An 18,834-nucleotide genomic window follows, 5' to 3' on the forward strand; every position below is an offset into this window, starting at 1 on the left:
ATGCGCGAGGCAGTAATCGTCGAGGCCGTCCGCACACCGATCGGGCGGCGCGGCGGGGGTATGTCAGAGATCCACCCGGTGGACATGTCCGCGCACGTGCTGATTAGCCTTATTTCCCGCACCGGCATTGCGCCGAGCGACGTCGACGATGTCGTGTGGGGGTGCGTGACACAGCTGGGTGACCAGTCGGGCAACGTCGGACGCTTCGCCGTGCTCGCCGCGGGCTGGCCGGAGGAGATCCCCGGCGTCACTGTCAACCGAGCTTGCGGTTCGAGCCAGCAGGCGGTGGAGTTCGCCGCCATGGGTATCATGTCGGGCCGGTACGACGTCGTCGTCGCGGGTGGTGTCGAAACCATGAGTCGCGTGCCGCTCGGTGCGACCCGGGCAGTCGGCTTTCCCTATGGTCCCGCCATGAGTGCCCGCTATCCGGGTGTCACATTCGAACAAGGCGCCGGAGCAGAGATGATGGCCGAGCGCTGGAATCTGTCCAGGGAACAGCTTGACGAGTTCGCTCTCCAATCACACCGGCGGGCTGGCGATGCGACGTCGGCCGGGGCCTTCGATGGACAACTCGTCCCGATGAGCGATGTCTCCGACCTTCGAAGCGATGAAGGTATTCGTCCCGACAGCTCCATGGAGAAGCTTGCCGGTCTAAGAACTGTGTTCAAGGATGACGGCGTGGTCACTGCCGGCAACTCCTCGCAGATCTCGGATGGCGCGGCGGCTCTGCTGATGATGACGCCAGAGCGCGCAGCCGAACTCGGGCTCACGCCTCTGGCGCGAGTGCACTCTGGGGTTGCGGTCGGAGCGGACCCTGCGATAGTCCTGTCTGGGCCCATCGCAGCGACGCAAAAGTTGATCGCTCGCAGCGGGGTCGCTTTGGAGGATGTGGGTGTGTTCGAGGTGAACGAGGCCTTTGCTACCGTCCCCCTCGCCTGGCTCGCCGACACCGGTGCAGACCCGAGCAAGCTCAACCCCCTGGGCGGTGCGATCGCGGTCGGACACCCCCTCGGCGCATCTGGAGCAATCCTGATGACGCGGATGATCCACCACATGAAAGCCGAAGGATTGCGCTACGGCGTCCAGACCGTGTGCGAGGCGGGCGGGACAGCCAACGCGACTCTCATCGAACTGATCGAGAAGGGGACGAGCCGATGAGAATCGACGGAAGCGTCGTCGCGATAACGGGCGGCGCATCGGGCCTCGGCTTGGCCACGGCGCGTTCTATCCTCCAGCGGGGTGGTCGGGTCGCATTGCTTGACCTTCCGACCTCTGCGGGTCTCGAGGTTGCTGCAGAACTCGGCGAAAGGGCTGTCTTTGCACCTGCGGACATCCTGGATGACGCGGCGGTGAATTCCGCGTTCGACGCTGCGCAGGGCTTGGGGACTCTGCGCGGGGTCGTGCACTGCGCAGGCCGTGGCGGAGACCGGCTCAGAATCCTTGATCGTGAGGGTATCCCCGCCGACTTCCAGAGCTTTGAAAACGTCATCCGGATCAACCTGTTCGGTACATACAACATCCTTCGGCTGGGCGCCGCGCGTCTCGCTGTGAACGACATTGCCGATGGAGATCGCGGGACGATCGTGCTCACGGCATCGGTCGCGGCGTTCGACGGCCAGATCGGCCAAACCGCATACGCAGCATCGAAGGCTGCAGTACATGGGATGACACTCGTGGCCGCTCGCGATCTCGCGAGCCGTCAGATCCGCGTGAACACGATTGCCCCGGGTACTTTCGACACTCCCATGCTGGCTCGCCTGCGCGCGGACATCCGGAAGGACCTGGAGAACACCGTGCCACACCCGAAGCGGCTGGGCGGTCCCGAGGACTACGCACACCTTGCGGTGGCGATCCTCGAGAACTCCTATCTCAACGGTGAGACCATCCGTCTCGACGGCGCAATTCGGATGCCTCCGCGATGAACGCCACCTTTTACCCTGCTGCCCGAAGAGGATCCAAATGAGTGAGCCAGCAGTTCTCTTTCTCCGCGTACCGCCGATTTCGGCGGACCGCGCCGAGGAGTACGAGTCGTGGTACGACACGATCCACATCCCCTACCGCATGAAGATTCCCGGCTTTGCTGGGGCACAGCGGTGGGAGTGCGTCTCTGGCCACCCGCGGTACTTCGTGTTCTACGAGCTCGATTCGGTCGACGCCATGGCCGCCCCGGAGTACCTCGCATTGCGTCGCTGGGAGGCAGAGCAGCCCGCGGACTCGTTCGAGGGCCCCGGCAGCAGCCGACCCGGCTTTGAGCGCGGGGTGTACGAGCAACGACACGGCGTCTCATGGCCGGAGGTTCCGGAAAATGCGGGGGCGATTCTCATCGTCGGCTATACGCCGGATGACTCTGCGGCAGATGCATTTGTCGACTGGCTCGATGGTGCCCATGTTCCGCTGGCAAACGCAGTGCCGGGGGTAGAGGCGGTGCGCATCATGCAGCTCACGGCCAAGGACTTGGGCCCGGAGGCCGGCATGCGCACGGAGCGACCCAGCGTCCTGACGATCTACTACCTCGCAGATCTCGATATAGCGCAGTCCGACAAACTCACCGCAATCATCCACCATGCCCGGGAGCAAGTGGGTTCCGACACCGAACCATACGAGTTGCTCGGGCGTCGCGTCTTCACGATTTCCCGGACCTGACCCAACCAGCCCCGCCACCATTTCGTGGTCGACCCGTGCGCAGACGACTGAGCAGCGCTCCAGGCCACATGACAGGAGAACAACGATGGACTTCGACCTTGACGACGATCAGAAGGCGTTTCGTGTCATGGTGCGCGATTTTGCCACACGTGAGCTCGCAGACGGAGCGCTGGAACGCGCCCACTCCAGCGATTACCCGTTCGACGTAGCAGTGAAGCTCGCTGATCTTGGACTCATCGGGATCACCGTTGGCGCTGAGTCAGGTGGTGGCGGCGGCACGTTGATGGACGCCGTGATCGCGATCGAGCAGGTCGCCGCCGTGTGCCCTCGATCGGCGGATGTGCTGCAGGCCGGCAACTTCGGAGCGATCCGAGTGCTCGCCCAGTACGGAACGGACGATCAGAGGGAGCGCTACCTCAAGCCGCTCTTGGCTGGCGACGGTCTCATCTGCGTCGCGATGACTGAAGCTGATGCAGGTTCTGCGGCGACAGACCTGACGACGACGGCGACACCTGACGGCGATGGGTTCCGCATCAACGGCAGTAAGATCTTCACAACCCACGGATTGCACGCGTCGGTCTTCTTGGTCTACGTGCGGTTCGGCCCCGGGATCGACGGCATCGGCTCCGTCCTGATCGACCGCGGCGCCGAAGGCTTCAGCTTCGGCAAACCGGCCAACTTCCTCGGTGGGGAGGAGTGGAACCCGCTGTTCTTCGACAATGTGTACATCCCGGCGGAGAACGTCCTACTCGGCCCGGGCGGCTTCAAATCGCAGATGTCTGGATTCAACGTCGAACGCATCGGCAACAGTGCGCGGTCGCTGGCCTTGGGCCGGTACGCGTTTGACCTGGCGCGTGACCACGCGCTGGTCCGCCAGCAGTTCGGTCGGCCGCTTGCCGAGTTCCAGGGCCTGCAGTGGAAGTTTGCAGACATGAAGGTCAAGTTGGATGCCGCGGAGTTGTTGCTCTATCGTGCCGCAACGAATGCCGACGATGGATTCCCCTCGGCAGAAGAGACCGCGATCGCGAAGATCATGTGCAACCGCACCGGCTTCGAGGTCGCGAACGAGGCGCTCCAGGTCATGGGCGGCACGGGCTATAGCGATGAGACGCTCGTCGAGTATTGCTTGCGCCGCACACGCGGATGGATGATTGCTGGCGGAACGATTGAGATGCTGCAGAACCGCATCGCGGAATCCGTGTTCGATCGCCGCTTCTCGCAGCGGCCGCCGCGCGAGGTGAGTTGACGTGGACGCGATCGACCGTCGCGTGTTCGACGCGATCTTCACCCCGTCTTCGATTGCGCTGATCGGCGCCTCGGGCGACGCGAAGAAGAACACGGCGCGACCACAGCGCATGCTCCGCGATCACGGCTACCAGGGCCGCATTCTCCCGATCAACCCGACTCGCAGTGAGGTGATGGGGGAGCGCGCCTACCCGTCCGTGCTGGACGCACCGGGTGACATCGATCACGCCTTCATCATGGTGCCGGCACCGGCCGTGCTTGACGCGGTCATCCAGTGCGGGCAGCGTGGAATCCCGGTCGCCACGGTCTACACGGACGGCTTCGCCGAAATTAGCGCCGAGGGCGCGGCACTGCAGGATGAGATCGCGCGCGTCGCGCGCGAGAGCGGAATGCGGTTGCTCGGGCCGAACTGTTCGGGCATCTACAGCAGCAAGCCACGGGTCGCACTGTCCGTCAACGCCGCCATCGAGAAGTTGGACATCACCCCCGGGCCCCTCGCGATCATCTCGCAGTCCGGGAGCATGACCGGCGGTCTCGTCTCACGCGGCCTTGGCCGGGGGGTCGGTTTCTCTCGTGTCGTGTCAATCGGTAACGAATCTGACTTGGCCACAGGAGAGCTCGTCGACTGGCTTGTCGATGATCCCGAGACAGGCGCGATCTTGCTGTTTATCGAGACACTGCGCGACGCGGATCGACTGGCTCTGGCGGCGCGCCGGGCGATCGACGCGGGCAAGCCGGTGATCGCCTACAAGGTGGGTCGGTCAGACCTCGGGCGCGACCTTGCTGCCTCGCACACAGGTGCAATCGCCAGTGCAGATGAGGTGGCTGATGCGCATTTCCGTGCGAACGGCATTCTGCGCGTTGACAACCTCGAGGCAATGTTTGAATTGCCGGCGATGCTGACGGGTCACCGGCCATCCGCGAGACACCGAGTGGCCGTCATGTCCACGACGGGCGGCGGCGCCGCGACGGTCGTGGATCGCCTGGGCACACTGGGGGTAGAGGTTGTCGCCCCCACCGATCAAGTCGTTGACAATCTGGCAGCGCAGGGGGTGAGCATCCCGCGCGGGAAGCTCACCGACCTCACGAACGCAGGCACGAAGGCGGAGATCTACGGCGCAGTGCTGGACGAGCTCCTCGCGTCGGACCACTGCGATCTTGTACTGGCAGTCGCAGGGAGTTCGGCCCAGTTCTATCCGGAGATCACGGTCGGGCCCGCCGTGCGTGCAGACCGGCACGGCAAGCCCCTCGCGATGTTCATCGCGCCACACGCCGAGCGTGCCCTCCAACAACTTGCTGAAGCGGGTGCTGCAGGATTCCGCACGCCCGAGGCTACGGCGGACGCCATCCACGCGTGGTCACAGTGGAACGAGCCGGTGGCTCCGGCTCAACCGGACCCGGCCATCCGCGATGCCGTACGCGCAGTGCTGAACGGCGTTGCGTCGGGCCAGCTCAGTGAGTGGGATTCGACGAGTGTCCTGTCTGCGACGGGTATTCCCTTCGCTCCGACCGCGGTGCTCCGCGGTGCGAATGATGTTGCCCAGCTTGCATTCCCTGTTGTTGCCAAGGTGCTTTCGGCTGACATCGCTCATAAGACTGATGCGGGCGGCGTTATCGTCGGTATTCAGGATCTGGATGCACTGGTGCAAGCCGCAGCCGAGATCCGGCGCCGAGTCGCTGAGAGCCGGCCCGATGCGGCCGTTGACGGCATACTCGTGCAGCAAATGGAGAAGGGGCTCGCAGAAGTGATTCTCGGGTTCCGCCGGGATCCGCTGATGGGGCCAGTTGTGGTGCTCGGTATGGGGGGCGTCCTCGCGGAGCTCTACGGTGACGCGGCGATTCGACTCGCTCCCGTCACGCTGGCTGAGGCCCGGGCGATGGTCGATGAAGTACGCGGGCTGGCCGTTATCCGGGGCTACCGCTCGTTGCCGAAGGGTGATCGTGATGCGCTCGAGGCAGCGATCATTGCGATGTCGCAGCTGGCGTCGGTCGCAGAGCCGGTGATTGCAGAAGCAGAGATTAATCCTCTCTTGGTGCGTGCCGACGGCCAGGGTGTGGTCGCCGTGGATGGCTTGGTCGTCCTGGCTTAACCGCATGCAAAAGGTGCCCGTCCCCTGTGCGGGGACGGGCACCTTTTGCATGGGCTATCGGCCCGTGTATTTTGGGCGGCGCTTCTCTAGGAACGCCGTCATGCCCTCGGTCTGGTCTGTGCTGTCGAAGAGGAGCTGGAATGCTTTTCGCTCCAATAGGAGTGCACCCTCCAGCGGCAGGTCGGCACCGATGTCGACGACCTCCAAGATCGCCTGCACCGCGAGCGGCGGCATCCCGACGAGAGCGGTCGCTACCGCGAGCGAACGTTCTGTCGCCTCAGTGTCGGGAACGACTTCCGAGATGAGGCCGAGTTCGAATGCTTCGCGGCCACTGATCTGCGCTCCCGTGAGCAGGAGGCTGAGCGCACGGTACTTGCCGAGCACCCGGACCAGGCGTTGCGTGCCACCAGCGCCTGGTATCACGCCGACCAGAATCTCCGGCTGCCCGAGTTTGGCGTTTTCTCCGGCGATGATCAGGTCGCAGCTGAGCGCGAGTTCCATCCCGCCGCCCAAAGCGTAACCCTCGATCGCCGCCAGCAAGGGCGTCTGGCAGCGGCGCAGCGCTGTGAACATGGCGTCGGTCACCTGCACGGTGTGGGCCGTTGGCGTGAGCGAAACCATCTCGGCGACGTCCGTGCCGGCGACAAAGTATTCTGGCCCGCCGGAAATGACGATGGCCTTGGCGCGCGGATCTTGGTCGAGTTCAATGACGGCGTCGGCGACAGCCTGCTTGATCGCGATGTTGAGGGCGTTTCGGCGTTCAGGGCGATCGATTCGAATGAGGAACACGCCTGGGCGTGCCTCCGAAACGGTCACGTCTGTTGAAGGTGCTGTCATGTCCTCAATCCGCTCGTTGGATGCTGCCGCTCAGCGCGCGGCAGCGATGAGTTCGGAACCACGCTCTGCGAGCATCAGAGTCGGCAGGTTCAGATTGGTTCGCGTCATGCGCGGCATGATCGATGCGTCTGCGACGTAGAGACCAGCGACACCGTAGACGGAGAGATCCGTCGGGTCCACGACGGCGCTCGGGTCATCTTCGCGGCCCATCTTGGCTGTGCAGGAGTGGTGCCAGGCGAGGTTCACGCGCGCGGCAAGGAACGTATCGAGTGCCTCGTCATTCGACAGCACCTCGTGGATCGTCGGGCCGTCGCGCACGACATTTTCGAGGAGGAATCGACGCGCCCACGGCGAGCCATCCATCACCATCGCTCCAGCCCAGGTGAACCATTCATTGAACAACGTGGGCTTCCCCAGCTTTTCAATGCGCTTCGACAGATGAGTCGGGAATGGCAGATCGACGAGCTGCGGGTAAAGGTGCTTCAACATCAGCGTTGCCGAGAACCGGAATCCCTCGCGCAAGCGGATGAGGTCGCGTTCGTCGTCCAGGCAGTTGTTGTCGATCACGGGAGTCACGTCGGGATTCGCATCACCGAGTGTGACAGTCCCGCGCGAGTACGGGACGCCAATGAACGGGCTGACAGTCACCATGCGGCGCCCAATCGAGTGCCACATGGAGCGGGCGCCGGTGGACATCACCATGTCGACCGGCTCGCAGCCTTCCGCACCAGACGAGTATCGGAGGTACGAGAAGACGCGGCGCTGGGGTGTCACGGTGCGACCGCGAGGCTTGGTATAGGCAGAGATGGAAGTCATCGGGTGGTTCTGCAGATTGCGCCCCACGCCGGGGAGGTTGGCGGCAACCGCAATGCCCTTCGCCGCCAGGTCATCAGCCGCACCGACTCCCGAGTGCAAGAGCAGGAACGGGGTCATAATTGCGCCCGCGGTGAGCACTGTGCGGCGGGAGGGGATCGTGAACAGCGTGTCGTCCTTGACTGCCTCCACGCCGAGCGCGCGCCCGTTCTCGATGAGTACGCGTGTCACACGCATGTCTGTGACAATGCGCAGATTGGGTCGACGTCGTACCTGCGGGGTGAGGTACGTGCGAACAGGAGCGGCACGCATCGTACCGTCATTGTTCAGCGGGACCGCACCGTGCCCTTCTCCGAACTCGCCATTGAGGTCCGCGACGAAGGGGTATCCCTCTGTCGTGAGTGCGTCTCCAATGGCGCGCGATACGGCGTCCCACTCTTCGATGGGAGTGCGGCGGATGCTGATCGGGCCATCCTGACCGTGGAGATCATTGTCGAAGTCGAGATCCGTCTCGATCTTCTTGAAGTAGGGCAGGACATCGTCCCACCCCCAGCCTGCTGCGCCCTCCCGCTTCCATGCGTCGAAGTCATCCGGTGCACCTCGGAAGGCGACCTGACCGTTCACCGACGACCCACCGCCGAGGAGGCGCGGCTGCTTGTACGACACCCGCGGGGGATTCCCGCCGGGATACCGTGCGGGACTCGCCGTTGTGCCCGTCAGGCTGGGCCAGTAGTACTTGGGGCGAAGGACAGCCTTCCCCCCGTAAAGTTCGGTGAGCTCGTTGGGGGCGTTCTGCGGATAGTCGCTGCCGGCTTCGAGGAGAAGCACGTTGACCGCGAGGTCGGCCGAGAGCCGTGTGGCCAAGACGCAACCCGCGGTCCCGCCGCCCACGACGATGTAGTCCGCGGGTGCGTTGAAGGGGGTAAATGGTAGAGCCGACTCTGAATTCATGTGTTCCTCAGATGTTCGATGGTCGCGCGTCGCACGAGACAGGCAGGCGAGACAGTCGGTTTGTGGTTCATATTTACGAAAATGAATTCATTATTGCGATCATTATCGCTGGCGAATGCGACAGGTGTCAAGCTCCGATGCCAGCGGAAGACCTTCGGATTTGTAGCTCGGGAGCGGGGCAGAGGCGGGCGCCCGCATGCGGTACCCGGCTCTGGCGACGCTTCGACATCGTGCTCCGAAGGACCGTTTCGAAGACGCCTGCCTCCTTGCTGTTCCGCCGCGCATACCGGAAGGCGTCCGAGGCCCTCCGCGAGTCGCCGTGAAGCTCCAAGCTCAGGGTTGCGCCAGAGGCGAGCTGAGCGGCGTTGGCGACCCCGGTGCGTTTCCCCGGCTCCGAAAGTGCAACGATCACTCGTGGAAGCGCTGGTTGCTGGCGTGACCGCGGGCGCGTGGTTCAGCGCTGGCGCGTTCCAGCGGGCGGGCGTGGTTGGGGTAATGGTCGGTAGGTGCGGCGATGGTGCCAGGCGGATGCGATGAGCAGTGGGCGGCGCGGCCGTTGTCGGTCTTGGTGATCCCACCCAGAGCTCGGGATGCACCGGATGACGATGCCGATGGTCAGATCCGCGGCACGGGAAATCGTGTCTGCGTCATGGATGCCGGGCCACCGATGATGGTCTCTGACCTCAAGAGCCCCTAGTGATCGAGCACCCCTGGCGAGGTGCCGTCCCGGGCGGTGATGAAGTTCCCGGGTTCTGAGCGTCAAGCTCTTGGCGCGGCACTCAGCGATGTGAGTCCATTGCCCATCGCCATCTGGGTTCGCCACGCGTCCCAAAAGCGTCCGGAGCATCGCGACCCAGCGTCTACAAGACTGGCGCGAGCGCGAGGGACGCGATTTCGGCTCAGCCAAAATGAACTCGTCAGGCGTTGGTCGGATGCAAGAATCAGTCAGCGCTCAACTCGGCAGCACTAGCTCGTCAGGGATGTCGAGTGACGGCAGGCCGACCATGTCGCGCGTCAGATTGATCGTCTTAAAAATCCCCGCTTCCATCGTGTGGCGCGGTCGATATCCAAAGTCGGCGACCGCTCGACTTGAGTCACCGCGCAGTTCGAATCCCTTCGTCGCGCCAGAAGCAAGGTCTCCATCGTCTTCCAGGAGTGTGATGTCTGCATCGGGTAGCATCCGCCGGACGAACTCGTATGCCTCCGCGATTCTGCGGTAGTCGCCTGCCGCGATGTAGCTTCCTGAACCGCTCGGGTCTTGCCAGCCAAGCGCCTTGACGAGCCCATCTGCAACATCCTCGACATAGGTGAAATCCAGTCCTCGCGTGCCGAAGGGAACAGCGCTAGGCCCCGCGCCGATCACTGGGTAGTACAGGAGGTTCGCCAGCCAGGAGCTGCCACCGCCGCGCCCGAGCTTGACGTGCTCGCCGAACCCGTAAACGCGGAATGGCCTCAGCGCAGTCACATTCAGGCCATGCTTCTCCGCGTACGAACGAGAGAGTCGCTCTCCGAAGAGTTTGGCGGCCCCGTACGTGTACACCGGATCGAAGGGGCAGTCGTCGCTGATGAGGCCGCTCGGGGGGACGGAACGCGGGCCGTAAACACTGCTGCTGCTCGTCCAGACGACTTTGTCCATGTCCAGCCGCACGGCTGTCTCAAACACGTTCGCTGTGCCGGTGACATTCACCTGTGCCGCTGCGTAGGGATGCTCTTCGGCGCTTGCGGAGAGGACCGTGGCGAGGTGCAGAATGCGGTGCGCGCCGAACTTCTCGGCCGCTGCGGTCATCGCGTCGAGGTCGGTAACATCGCCGACTTCAAACCGGAGCCGATCTCGAGCGCTACCGCCTATGAGCTTGTCGATGTAGTCCAGCTCGGGAAGATCGCCGTTCGGATCGCCATTCCCGCCGAGATAGCCGTAAATCGCCACGTCCTCCCCCGCGTCGAGAAGGTCGCGTACTGCGTACCCGCCGATGAATCCCACTCCTGTCACGAGAACGGTCATTTGTGAATCTGCTTTCTCGCGGTGTAACCCGCGGTGCTAATGCGTGCGTCTGCTTCGCACCGACGATTTGTTAGTTCGATAATATGAACACGTGTACGTTATCGAGAAGAGGGCGCGACGTCAACACGACAAAGCGGTTATCGCGTCCGAGCACTGAACGTAGTTGGTCCCGTCCTAGTCGACGTCTGCCTCCGAGTTTGGAGGCGACAGTTCAGCGGGCTGAGCATTCGCTTCTCTGAGGGTCACCGATACTGCGGTTGAGCGCGACTTCGACATCGGCGTGATCGTGTCAGTGAGCGCCACCGAATATTCGGGTTGAGCCCTACCGTTCGAGGGAGTTGAGCCAGCCGAGTTCTCTTGAGGAGCGCGCCAAGGGCTCGCTAACGTGGTTTGCGGCCCTTGGCTGAACGGTGGTTCGTCGGGCGTGTCGTGCACAGTTCTATCCGGCTCGAATGATTGAGGTCCGAAGCGTGGTTGCTGCTGCTGTAGCCCGAAGGCCATTCTCTGTCTTGGCAGAGCCGCGGTTTCAAAGACGTTAGAAGTGCTCTTCACGTTGCCCTGAGCCGCGAGGTGGTGATTTCCCTTGCGGCGATCGTGAGCACCGCAGCCATGTGCACGAGTTCGTAACCGGATGGGCCTCCCGTAGCGACGATCAGCGCTTCGAGGTCCCTCACGTCGCTGACGACGAATGTAAGCCGATCATGCGGACCAACCACCGATGAAGCGGTCCGTCGAGGTCTGGAAGCCGTCCGTGTTTTCCATTGGTCCCGGCCAGGTAGCCATATGGGACGACATCCTGCCCCGGGCGGCGAAAGATCGCGGGGTGATGTCTGAGGACATCGGTGACGAATCGACATCAGGACATCGGTAACAGCAGATTTGTCAGGACTTCTGCGACCCTTCCCCTTCTTGGGGTCTCTGGGCTTGCCGTTGCCGATGTACTTCACGCCGGGCGGAGGCCTGTGGAGCTCGGCGATGAGGGTGCCGCGGTCGTCGATGATCAGGATGCCGGCGGCTTCGTAGGTCACGTAGACGTACTTCCCGCGCATCTGGTCGCTGACGTTGACGTTAGTGCCGCGCGTTTTGATCGATCCGTTCGGGTGGACGGTGACGACCCGGATCCCGTCCTGCCCACGGCCATTCGGCGACGGGACAGGCAGTGCCGAGTCGTGCGACTCCCGCGGCACTGGTCGGGGCCTGGCCGGCTCGGCCTTCGGGGTCGCTCCCACGCCTGCAGCGGTGTGATCGGACCGGGCAGCGCCGGTGCGGGCGTTCGGTGTTATCGATGTGGTAGAGCTAATCGATCGGCGCCTGTAGTTCCCGCAGATTGGCGGCGATGAACCGCTTGTCGAGGTAGCGGGACAGGTTTGGGGTAACCTCTCGTTCTTGCCTCGGGTGGTCGGCTTTAGGGCTCCCGGTGGCCGGATCGACACCGAGCCGAGAGACGTACTGGACGAGCTGCCCGGCGATGCCGCGTCGCGACGGGTTCAGCGCGAGGCCGTTGTCGGAGAGCAGAAGTAGCGGGACACCATGCGAACGGATCTCCTTGCACACCGCCCGGATCTCGTCACGGGAGGTCCTGCCGGTGGCGGCGTGGGAGGTGACGGCGTAGGCGGAGTGGTCATCGATGAGCTGGAAGTTCACACACTTCCGCCCGCCGACCAGGACGTGCGCGGTCGCATCCAGCTACCAGCACGCGTTCGGCGCCCGATACGCGAACCGGCGATACGCGGCCCGCACCCCGAGAGGCTGCTTATTCTCCTCGCCGACGATCATCGACGTACTGCTCCTCAATCGACGAGACCGAGGCTCCAGGGTTGCGGCCTGACGTTCCTCGAGTGCGCGGTTGCGGATCGCGTGGAACGTCTTCCTCGAGATCGAGTGCCCCACGCAGAACGTGGTCACCGTCGCGCGGGCCGCGTCCGGCGGGCAGAGGGCCATCTGTCGCGAGACGGATGCTGGGATCGACGTGCTCAACATGACTCATCCCTCGCAGATAGACGAGAACTGTCACCACCAGCTGCCGCGGAAGCCTTGCCGATGTCCCGACGCAGATTCGTCACCGATGTCCTGAGGCGTCACAGACGAGAGATCGCGAGCGCTCCATCCGCCGACGAAGCCAATTCATGTCACGGGGACTGACGTCATTTGCCCTCCTGTTGCGAGGCGACCGGTGGTTAGGCCCGTGCGGTCAAGCTCTCCTGCACGCGTTCTGGAAGGTACTGCCAGACCTGCTTCCCGACCGAGGTCAAGTGCTGCAGGTGATCGGGATCATGACTGACCAGCGCGCGGTAGATCTTGCCGTCGACGAGTGCGAGGATGCGGTCGATCGCTAGCACTGCATCGATGCGATTTAAGGCATCGGGCGGCGTCTCCCGTTGAACGAGGTTGTCATAGGTGTCGGCGAGGTCGCCGCAGATGACCGCCGAGGTGCCCCCAACGAGTACTTCGACTACCTGGCTGCCCGGCGTGTGCCCGCCGACGTGGTGGACTCGTAATCCGGGCCGGATGTCGCGACACCCCCCCAGGCGTGAGAACCGCCCGGCAGAGTCCAGTTCGCGGATTTCGTGAGGATTTCCTCCCGCCGACCCGAGGCTTGGGTAATGCTCGCCTATGCCAGTGAAGAACTCGATGTCCTCACCCTGGACGAGGAACTCTGCAGCGGGGAATGCGCCCCATGCTGAGAAATGGTCATAGTGCAGATGTGTGAATAGGACGGTAGTGATGGCACTTGCATCCACCCCAATTTGGGCGAGGAGGCTATCAGGGCTCGCGAAGTTCCGAAAGTCGCGCAGTTGGGCGTCGGCAAGGCTCGCACCGGCATCGACGATGAGGGTCTCATGAGTAGAGCGCAGGCACCAGAACAGATAGGGCAGATCGATCACCTCGTCGGATGCGCCCTTCAAGATGACGCTCTTGGGCATCGGTCGATCGCCAACCTTGCAGACAAACAACTCCCAATCGAGAGCATCAGCGACTTCCGAGGAGAGAGGTGTGCAGGTGCAGTACATAGTGGAACTCCTTCTCGATTTATGGCAACGTCACCGGACATTTCGGTCAGGGCAGCAGGCCAGCAGCCTGATATCGCCCTAGGTCAGTGAGGAAGCTCTCCGGTGCCTGTCATCTCGCAGGAGCCTGTCTTCCAGAATATGACGACCGACGTGGTGTCGCCTTTCGCCGTGTTGAAGCGATAGTCGCCGTAGGCCCAGTCAGCGATGGGAAAGACCACCTGATTTTCAGCCGATGCGCCTTGACGATCTGTTTGAAGTTGACGCTAAGTTGCGTTCGCGATAGCGTACGAACGTCTGTATCCACGAACGACGCGACTTGTCAATGTCGTCCCGGGCGCTTCCGTATGGCGAGGCCGAGAGACGAAGAGAGGGGCAATGATGCCCGATATACGCGAAGGACCATCGAGTCAACCATTAGCGCTCAGCGTATTCATGCGAGTTGAAGGCGTGGCGCGGGGGATCATGGTGGCGGTGGCTGGAGCCTCCGTAGTGGTGTTGATGCTCATGACTGTCGCCGATGTCGGTGCGCGTACTATCTCTGGGCGCAGCCTCAGCGGCGTGTACGAATTCACATCCATATTTCTCGTCGTCGCCGCGGTAGGTGGCATGAGCCTCGCTGAACGCGACGAAGTGCACGTGCGGCTCTCACTGGTCACCGACAGGCTCCCGCGGGCCGTTGGTGCGGTGTGTTCGATCATCGGCCTCGCGTTGGCAGTCGCGGTCGTACTTGTTCTGACCTATCTGAATGTGGGGCTCGCGGTTGACTCATTCGAGCGGAACGAGGTTGCGCTCGGACTCGCTCGGATACCGACCTGGCCCGCGAAGGCGTTTATACCGATCGGGCTCTTCGTATTGGCGCTGAGCCTGGCTCTCACCTTGATCGGCGAGGTCCGGCGTCTTTGGGGCACCGCGCCGACGCTCGAGCGTCCAGACAATCTAGGAGGCGCGATATGAGCATCGAACTCACCGCGATCATCGTCTTCGGACTCTTGTTCAGCTTGATGGCTATTAGGATGCCAGTCGGCCTCGCACTGTTGGTTGCGGGTGGTGTGGGAATCGTTCTGAACAGCGGACTTCACGTCGGAATGAACGTCGCCGGCCAGAGCGTGTACAAGGCGACGTCGAACTACGTGCTTTTCGTGATCCCCATGTTCATCCTCTTGGGAGCGATTGTCCTGCACGCCGGGTTGGGTGCTCGACTGTTCAGCGTTGCCAATCGTCTCGTTGGTCGGGCTCCTGGTGGCCTTGCAGCATCCACTGTTGTGGCTGTGACAGTCTTCAGCGGTGTTTCGGGTTCGAGTGCTGCAGACGTTGCGGCGTTCGGTAAACTGTCGGTTGGTCAGATGCGTCGGCACGGGTATGACCCCGCGGTGGCAGCATCGGTAGTCGCTGCTGCCGGATGTTTTGCGGTGTTGATTCCGCCAAACGTAGGCATTGTGGTGTACGGTATTCTGTCCGAGCAGTCCATCGGTGCGTTGCTCCTCGCGGGAGTTATTCCCGGGCTCGTGTCATGCGCTGTACTCGCAGTTGCGGTCATCGTGCGGGCGAAGTTGTGGCCGACGAAGCTGGGCAGCGAAGCCGTACGCCCGGAGAAGCGACTCTCTACCGGGCTAAGCGACGACGAACGATCGCTCCGAACGATCTCGCTGCGCAGTCAAGTTGTCGCCGCGCTGTACGCGCTGGTCCTCTTCGTGATCGTTATGGGCGGCATCTACAGCGGCAACTTTACGTCTGCCGAGGCGGGTGCGATGGGCGCCTTCACAGCGGTCATCATCGCGCTATTTACGGTGCGGGGACGCCTTCGCAAGTTCGGCACCCTGATGTGGCGCTCGTTGGGCGACACTCTTTCGACATCCAGCATGATCTTTCTGCTATTGATCGGAGGGACCGTATTCAACTACTTCATCGCTTCGTCGGGACTGGCCTCAAGGATCGTTGTGGCGATGTCCTCGATCGACATCCCACCGCTGCTCCTTGCTGCCGTATTCCTCCTCATGCTCCTTGTTCTTGGCATGTTTCTCGATGGCCTGAGCACGATGCTGATCGTCGTACCACTGGTGACTCCCGTCGTCATGGCCGTCGGGCTCGATCCGCTCTGGTTCGGTATCCTCGCGCTGAAGGCGATCGAAATCGGGCTTCTCACGCCGCCTCTGGGAATCAACGTCTTCGTGATATCAGGGCTCCTCAAGGACGTGTCCGCGGAGTCCGTTTTCCGCCAGGTGACACCGTTCATCGTTCTCGACCTGGCGGTTACGGCCGCCTTCTTCACATTCCCGGGCCTCATTCTGTGGCTACCACAGATGGCGGGAATCACATGAACGCAATACCAAAACCTCATTCAATGACGAAATGGAGCCACACAATGAAAGCAGCGCGGTCCACTGCCCTACGCGCCGGGGTGACCCTGCTCACGGGAAGCGCGCTCGTTGCGCTCGCCGCGTGCAGTTCAGGTCCGAGTTCGAGCGATGGTGGTGGCGGCCTTGAACCCATCACGATGTCCTATGCGACCGCCAATGCTGAGACATCCGGTGTTAGCCAGTTCGACACTTGGTGGATGGACGAGGTCACAGCCTGCACTGACGGTAACGTCACCTTCGACAAGCACTACTCGGGATCTCTATACACTCAGCCGGAGATGCTGGGCGCAGTGCGCAACAGTGAATTGGATCTCGGCTTCATCGCCTCCGGGGTTACTCCGAACGACCTCCCAGTGTTCGAGGCCACAGGCATCCCCTTCACCGCGAACAATGGTGTGGCCCATGCCCAAGCCCTGGCGAAGTTGAACACACCCGGCAGCCTCTTGGCAGCCGAATTGGAGCGCAACAACGTGCATGCGCTCTTCTACCGAGCGATCAGCGGTGCGGCGACCTTCGTGAAGGAGCCGGTTGAGACCCTAGCTCAACTGAACCGACAGAAGCTTCGGACCGTCGGTCCTGTTGCGATCGCGTTCGAAGGTATTGGCGTCGCACCCGTAGCCGTTGACTCGACCGCGATCTACGAATCGGTCCAGACAGGGGTGGTCGACGGCGTCGGTTCCTGGCTCTTCGATCTCGGGCCGGCAATCGGCCTCGACGAGGTCGCGCCGTGGGTTGTGGACACTGGTCTCGGCACGTACTCGAGCAACCTAATGGGGGTTCGACTCGACTTGTGGGAGACGCTCCCCCAGGAGTACAAGGACTGCATGGAGAGTGCCTCCATTACGCTGATGGACGGGGTTCAGGCCGGAATTCTGGAGGAAGCCGACATCGATGCCTGTGATGCAATGCTGGCCGCAGGTGGCGGTGTGACGCTCATCTCAGAGACCGAGACCGCGGAGTGGCGTGACAATACCCGCGGTGACCTGGAGTCGAGCTGGCTCGAGAACGCGAAGGCCGCTGGGTACTCCGAAGGCGAGCTGAGTGCATTCCTCGACGCCTATGTCGACGCGTACATTGCAGCGGCTGAGGCATCGGACTTCGTCCCGGGAACCATACTCTGCGCTGAGCGCACGCGCTGAGCACCTTCACTAAGCCTTCGGCGTCGAGTGTCCCCTACGCAAGAGACAACACAGCGCTTGGGGGGTGTGCTCATCTCTGCATTGGTTTGAGTACTACGGCGAGGGCTGGCTCGATGAAATCGCTATCAGGAATGGCTTCACCGAGGAGCTTGTAGAAGCACAGGAGCAGCCACAGGCAGGCGAAGCGAACTGTTCGTGACTTGTCTGTGAAAACCTGCCCTACCGGCGGCGTCAACGCCGCGGGTGCATGGGATCGGCCTGACCGGACCCGTGCACCCGTGCCACCTTCAGCGCGATGCTCTACCCGGAGGCCGAGGCATCCGGCTCACATCTGTCGGCGGCATCGTGGGTCGACCCGCGGCGAATGTGTTGTGATCTATCAGGACATCTCTGACGTTGGCGCATCAATAGTTCTCTGACGCTTCGGTGTCGTTTGGTCCTGACACTTCTACCTCTATGTGTGAGGTATGAGCCGTGTCGAGCCTGTTGATCCCCGTGTCCGCCTCGCGATCGCACAGTGGCCGCCGGATGCGCCGCGTGGGTCGGTGACGACCTTCTGTTCGGAGCACGGGATCTCGCGGGAGACGTTCTACGCGATCCGGAGAAGAGCCGCGGCCGAGGGGCCGGCGGCGGCGTTGGAGCCGCGGTCGAGGCGTCCGAACCGCAGCCCTGGCAAGCTGAGCGACGGGATCGCCGCTCATGCGGTTGCGGTGCGTGCGGCGTTGGAGCAGTCCGGTTTGGATCATGGGCCGATCAGCGTGCACGAGAAGATGCGGTCGCTCGGGATGGAGCCCGTTCCGTCGACGGCGTGGTTGGCGCGGATCTTTCGGGACGCCGGGGTGGCGAAGATCGAGCCGCGGAAGAAGCCGAGGGCCGCGTTCCGCCGGTTCGTCTATCCCGCGCCGAACGCATGCTGGCAGCTCGACGCGACCGAATACGTCCTCACCGGCGGCCGCAAATGCGTGATCTTCCAGCTCATCGACGACCATTCGCGTCTCGCCGTCGCTTCCCACGTTGCGTGGGGGGAGACTTCCGAGGGCGCGATCGTTGTCGTAAAGAAGGGCGTCGCGACCTGGGGGGTTCCGCAGCGGCTGCTCTCGGACAACGGCGCCGCGTTGAATCCATCCCGACGCGGCGTGCTCGGACAGCTCGTCGCCTACCTGCGATCCTTGGGCGTCGAGCCGATCACCGGAAAGCCGTACAAGCCGACTACCCAAGGCAAGAACGAGCGGTTCCACCAGACCCTGTTCCGCTACCTCGACAAGCAGCCACTCGCCGAGAACCTCGAACGGCTGCAGGCCCAGGTCGACGCGTTCGACGCCATCTATAACGTCGAGGGTCCTCACCAAGCACTGCCCGGACGGATCACGCCGCAGCAGGCGTGGGACGCGATACCCACCGTCGATCCTCCTCGACCCGCGGCGCCGATTCCGCCTCCGGCCGTCACCGACGACATCCGGGTCAAGATCGTGCAAGACAGCGGCTCGGTCGAGTTCCGCGGCATCAAGTTCGGCATCGCCCGCGCACTCGGCGGGCACCGGGTCTGCGTCATGGACGCCGGAAAGACGGTGATGATCTTCGACCTGCAAGGCACCCTCATCATCGAGCACCCATGGCCCAAGCCCGGCGTCACCTACGTCAGCAACCGCCGACCCCGCGGCCCTCGGACGAGCCGATCGTCAGAGATGTCCTGATACATCGACTGTCAGAGATGTCCTGATACATCACACCGCGGCGAATGTGTGC

General features: G+C 62.9%; 15 protein-coding genes. 9 read left to right on the plus strand and 6 right to left on the minus strand.

What is annotated here, in order from left to right; translation table 11 throughout:
• From QNO12_RS01820 to QNO12_RS01840, 5 genes are all read left to right on the plus strand, one after another.
• Positions 1-1,158, plus strand: a complete 1,158-nt coding sequence (locus QNO12_RS01820; RefSeq protein WP_257504083.1) for a thiolase family protein — start codon at positions 1-3, stop codon at positions 1,156-1,158.
• Complete coding sequence (locus QNO12_RS01825; protein WP_257504076.1) at positions 1,155-1,922, plus strand: SDR family NAD(P)-dependent oxidoreductase; 768 nt, start codon at positions 1,155-1,157, stop codon at positions 1,920-1,922. Before QNO12_RS01820 ends, QNO12_RS01825 begins: the two co-directional genes overlap by 4 nt.
• 37 nt (positions 1,923-1,959) lie before the next feature.
• A complete protein-coding gene (locus QNO12_RS01830) occupies positions 1,960-2,643 on the plus strand; it encodes a DUF4286 family protein (RefSeq protein WP_257504075.1) in 684 nt (227 codons plus the stop codon).
• A gap of 85 nt (positions 2,644-2,728) precedes the next feature.
• On the plus strand, positions 2,729-3,889 hold the full coding sequence (locus tag QNO12_RS01835) for an acyl-CoA dehydrogenase family protein (RefSeq protein WP_257504074.1): 1,161 nt from the start codon (positions 2,729-2,731) through the stop codon (positions 3,887-3,889).
• A gap of 1 nt (position 3,890) precedes the next feature.
• The gene (locus tag QNO12_RS01840; RefSeq protein WP_257504073.1) at positions 3,891-5,978 is read left to right on the plus strand and encodes an acetate--CoA ligase family protein; all 2,088 of its coding nucleotides are present in this window, start codon (positions 3,891-3,893) and stop codon (positions 5,976-5,978) included.
• Positions 5,979-6,032: 54 nt separating this feature from the next.
• On the opposite strand, the gene QNO12_RS01845 is transcribed toward QNO12_RS01840, so the two are convergent.
• The 6 genes from QNO12_RS01845 to QNO12_RS01870 form a co-directional block, all read right to left on the minus strand.
• Complete coding sequence (locus tag QNO12_RS01845; protein WP_257504072.1) at positions 6,033-6,815, minus strand: enoyl-CoA hydratase-related protein; 783 nt, start codon at positions 6,813-6,815, stop codon at positions 6,033-6,035.
• Positions 6,816-6,845: 30 nt separating this feature from the next.
• Positions 6,846-8,579: a GMC family oxidoreductase gene (locus QNO12_RS01850; RefSeq protein WP_257504071.1), complete on the minus strand. Its 1,734-nt coding sequence runs from the start codon at positions 8,577-8,579 to the stop codon at positions 6,846-6,848.
• 952 nt (positions 8,580-9,531) lie between these two features.
• Positions 9,532-10,581 (minus strand): NAD-dependent epimerase/dehydratase family protein, encoded by a 1,050-nt coding sequence (locus QNO12_RS01855; RefSeq protein WP_257504070.1) that lies wholly within the window; start codon positions 10,579-10,581, stop codon positions 9,532-9,534.
• A 548-nt stretch (positions 10,582-11,129) separates the two neighbouring features.
• Positions 11,130-11,609, minus strand: a complete 480-nt coding sequence (locus QNO12_RS01860) for a hypothetical protein (protein ID WP_257504069.1) — start codon at positions 11,607-11,609, stop codon at positions 11,130-11,132.
• Between the two features lie 268 nt (positions 11,610-11,877).
• Positions 11,878-12,225: a hypothetical protein gene (locus tag QNO12_RS01865; RefSeq protein WP_257504068.1), complete on the minus strand. Its 348-nt coding sequence runs from the start codon at positions 12,223-12,225 to the stop codon at positions 11,878-11,880.
• A 533-nt stretch (positions 12,226-12,758) separates the two neighbouring features.
• The gene (locus tag QNO12_RS01870) at positions 12,759-13,505 is read right to left on the minus strand and encodes an MBL fold metallo-hydrolase (RefSeq protein ID WP_257504067.1); all 747 of its coding nucleotides are present in this window, start codon (positions 13,503-13,505) and stop codon (positions 12,759-12,761) included.
• A 465-nt stretch (positions 13,506-13,970) separates the two neighbouring features.
• On the opposite strand from QNO12_RS01870, the gene QNO12_RS01875 reads away from it, so the two are divergent.
• From QNO12_RS01875 to QNO12_RS01890, 4 genes are all read left to right on the plus strand, one after another.
• Entirely contained in the window at positions 13,971-14,546 is a 576-nt protein-coding gene (locus QNO12_RS01875) for a TRAP transporter small permease (protein WP_257504066.1), read from the plus strand.
• Positions 14,543-15,910, plus strand: coding sequence for a TRAP transporter large permease (locus QNO12_RS01880; protein ID WP_257504065.1), 1,368 nt, complete (start codon positions 14,543-14,545; stop codon positions 15,908-15,910). The genes QNO12_RS01875 and QNO12_RS01880 overlap by 4 nt, the downstream gene beginning before the upstream one ends.
• A 176-nt stretch (positions 15,911-16,086) precedes the next feature.
• The gene (dctP, locus tag QNO12_RS01885; RefSeq protein WP_285178382.1) at positions 16,087-17,088 is read left to right on the plus strand and encodes a TRAP transporter substrate-binding protein DctP; all 1,002 of its coding nucleotides are present in this window, start codon (positions 16,087-16,089) and stop codon (positions 17,086-17,088) included.
• A gap of 467 nt (positions 17,089-17,555) precedes the next feature.
• Complete coding sequence (locus QNO12_RS01890; RefSeq protein WP_502883269.1) at positions 17,556-18,782, plus strand: integrase core domain-containing protein; 1,227 nt, start codon at positions 17,556-17,558, stop codon at positions 18,780-18,782.
• Positions 18,783-18,834 lie beyond the last annotated feature (52 nt).

The organism is Microbacterium sp. zg-B185 (genome assembly GCF_030246885.1).
In the GTDB taxonomy this organism is placed as follows: domain Bacteria; phylum Actinomycetota; class Actinomycetes; order Actinomycetales; family Microbacteriaceae; genus Microbacterium.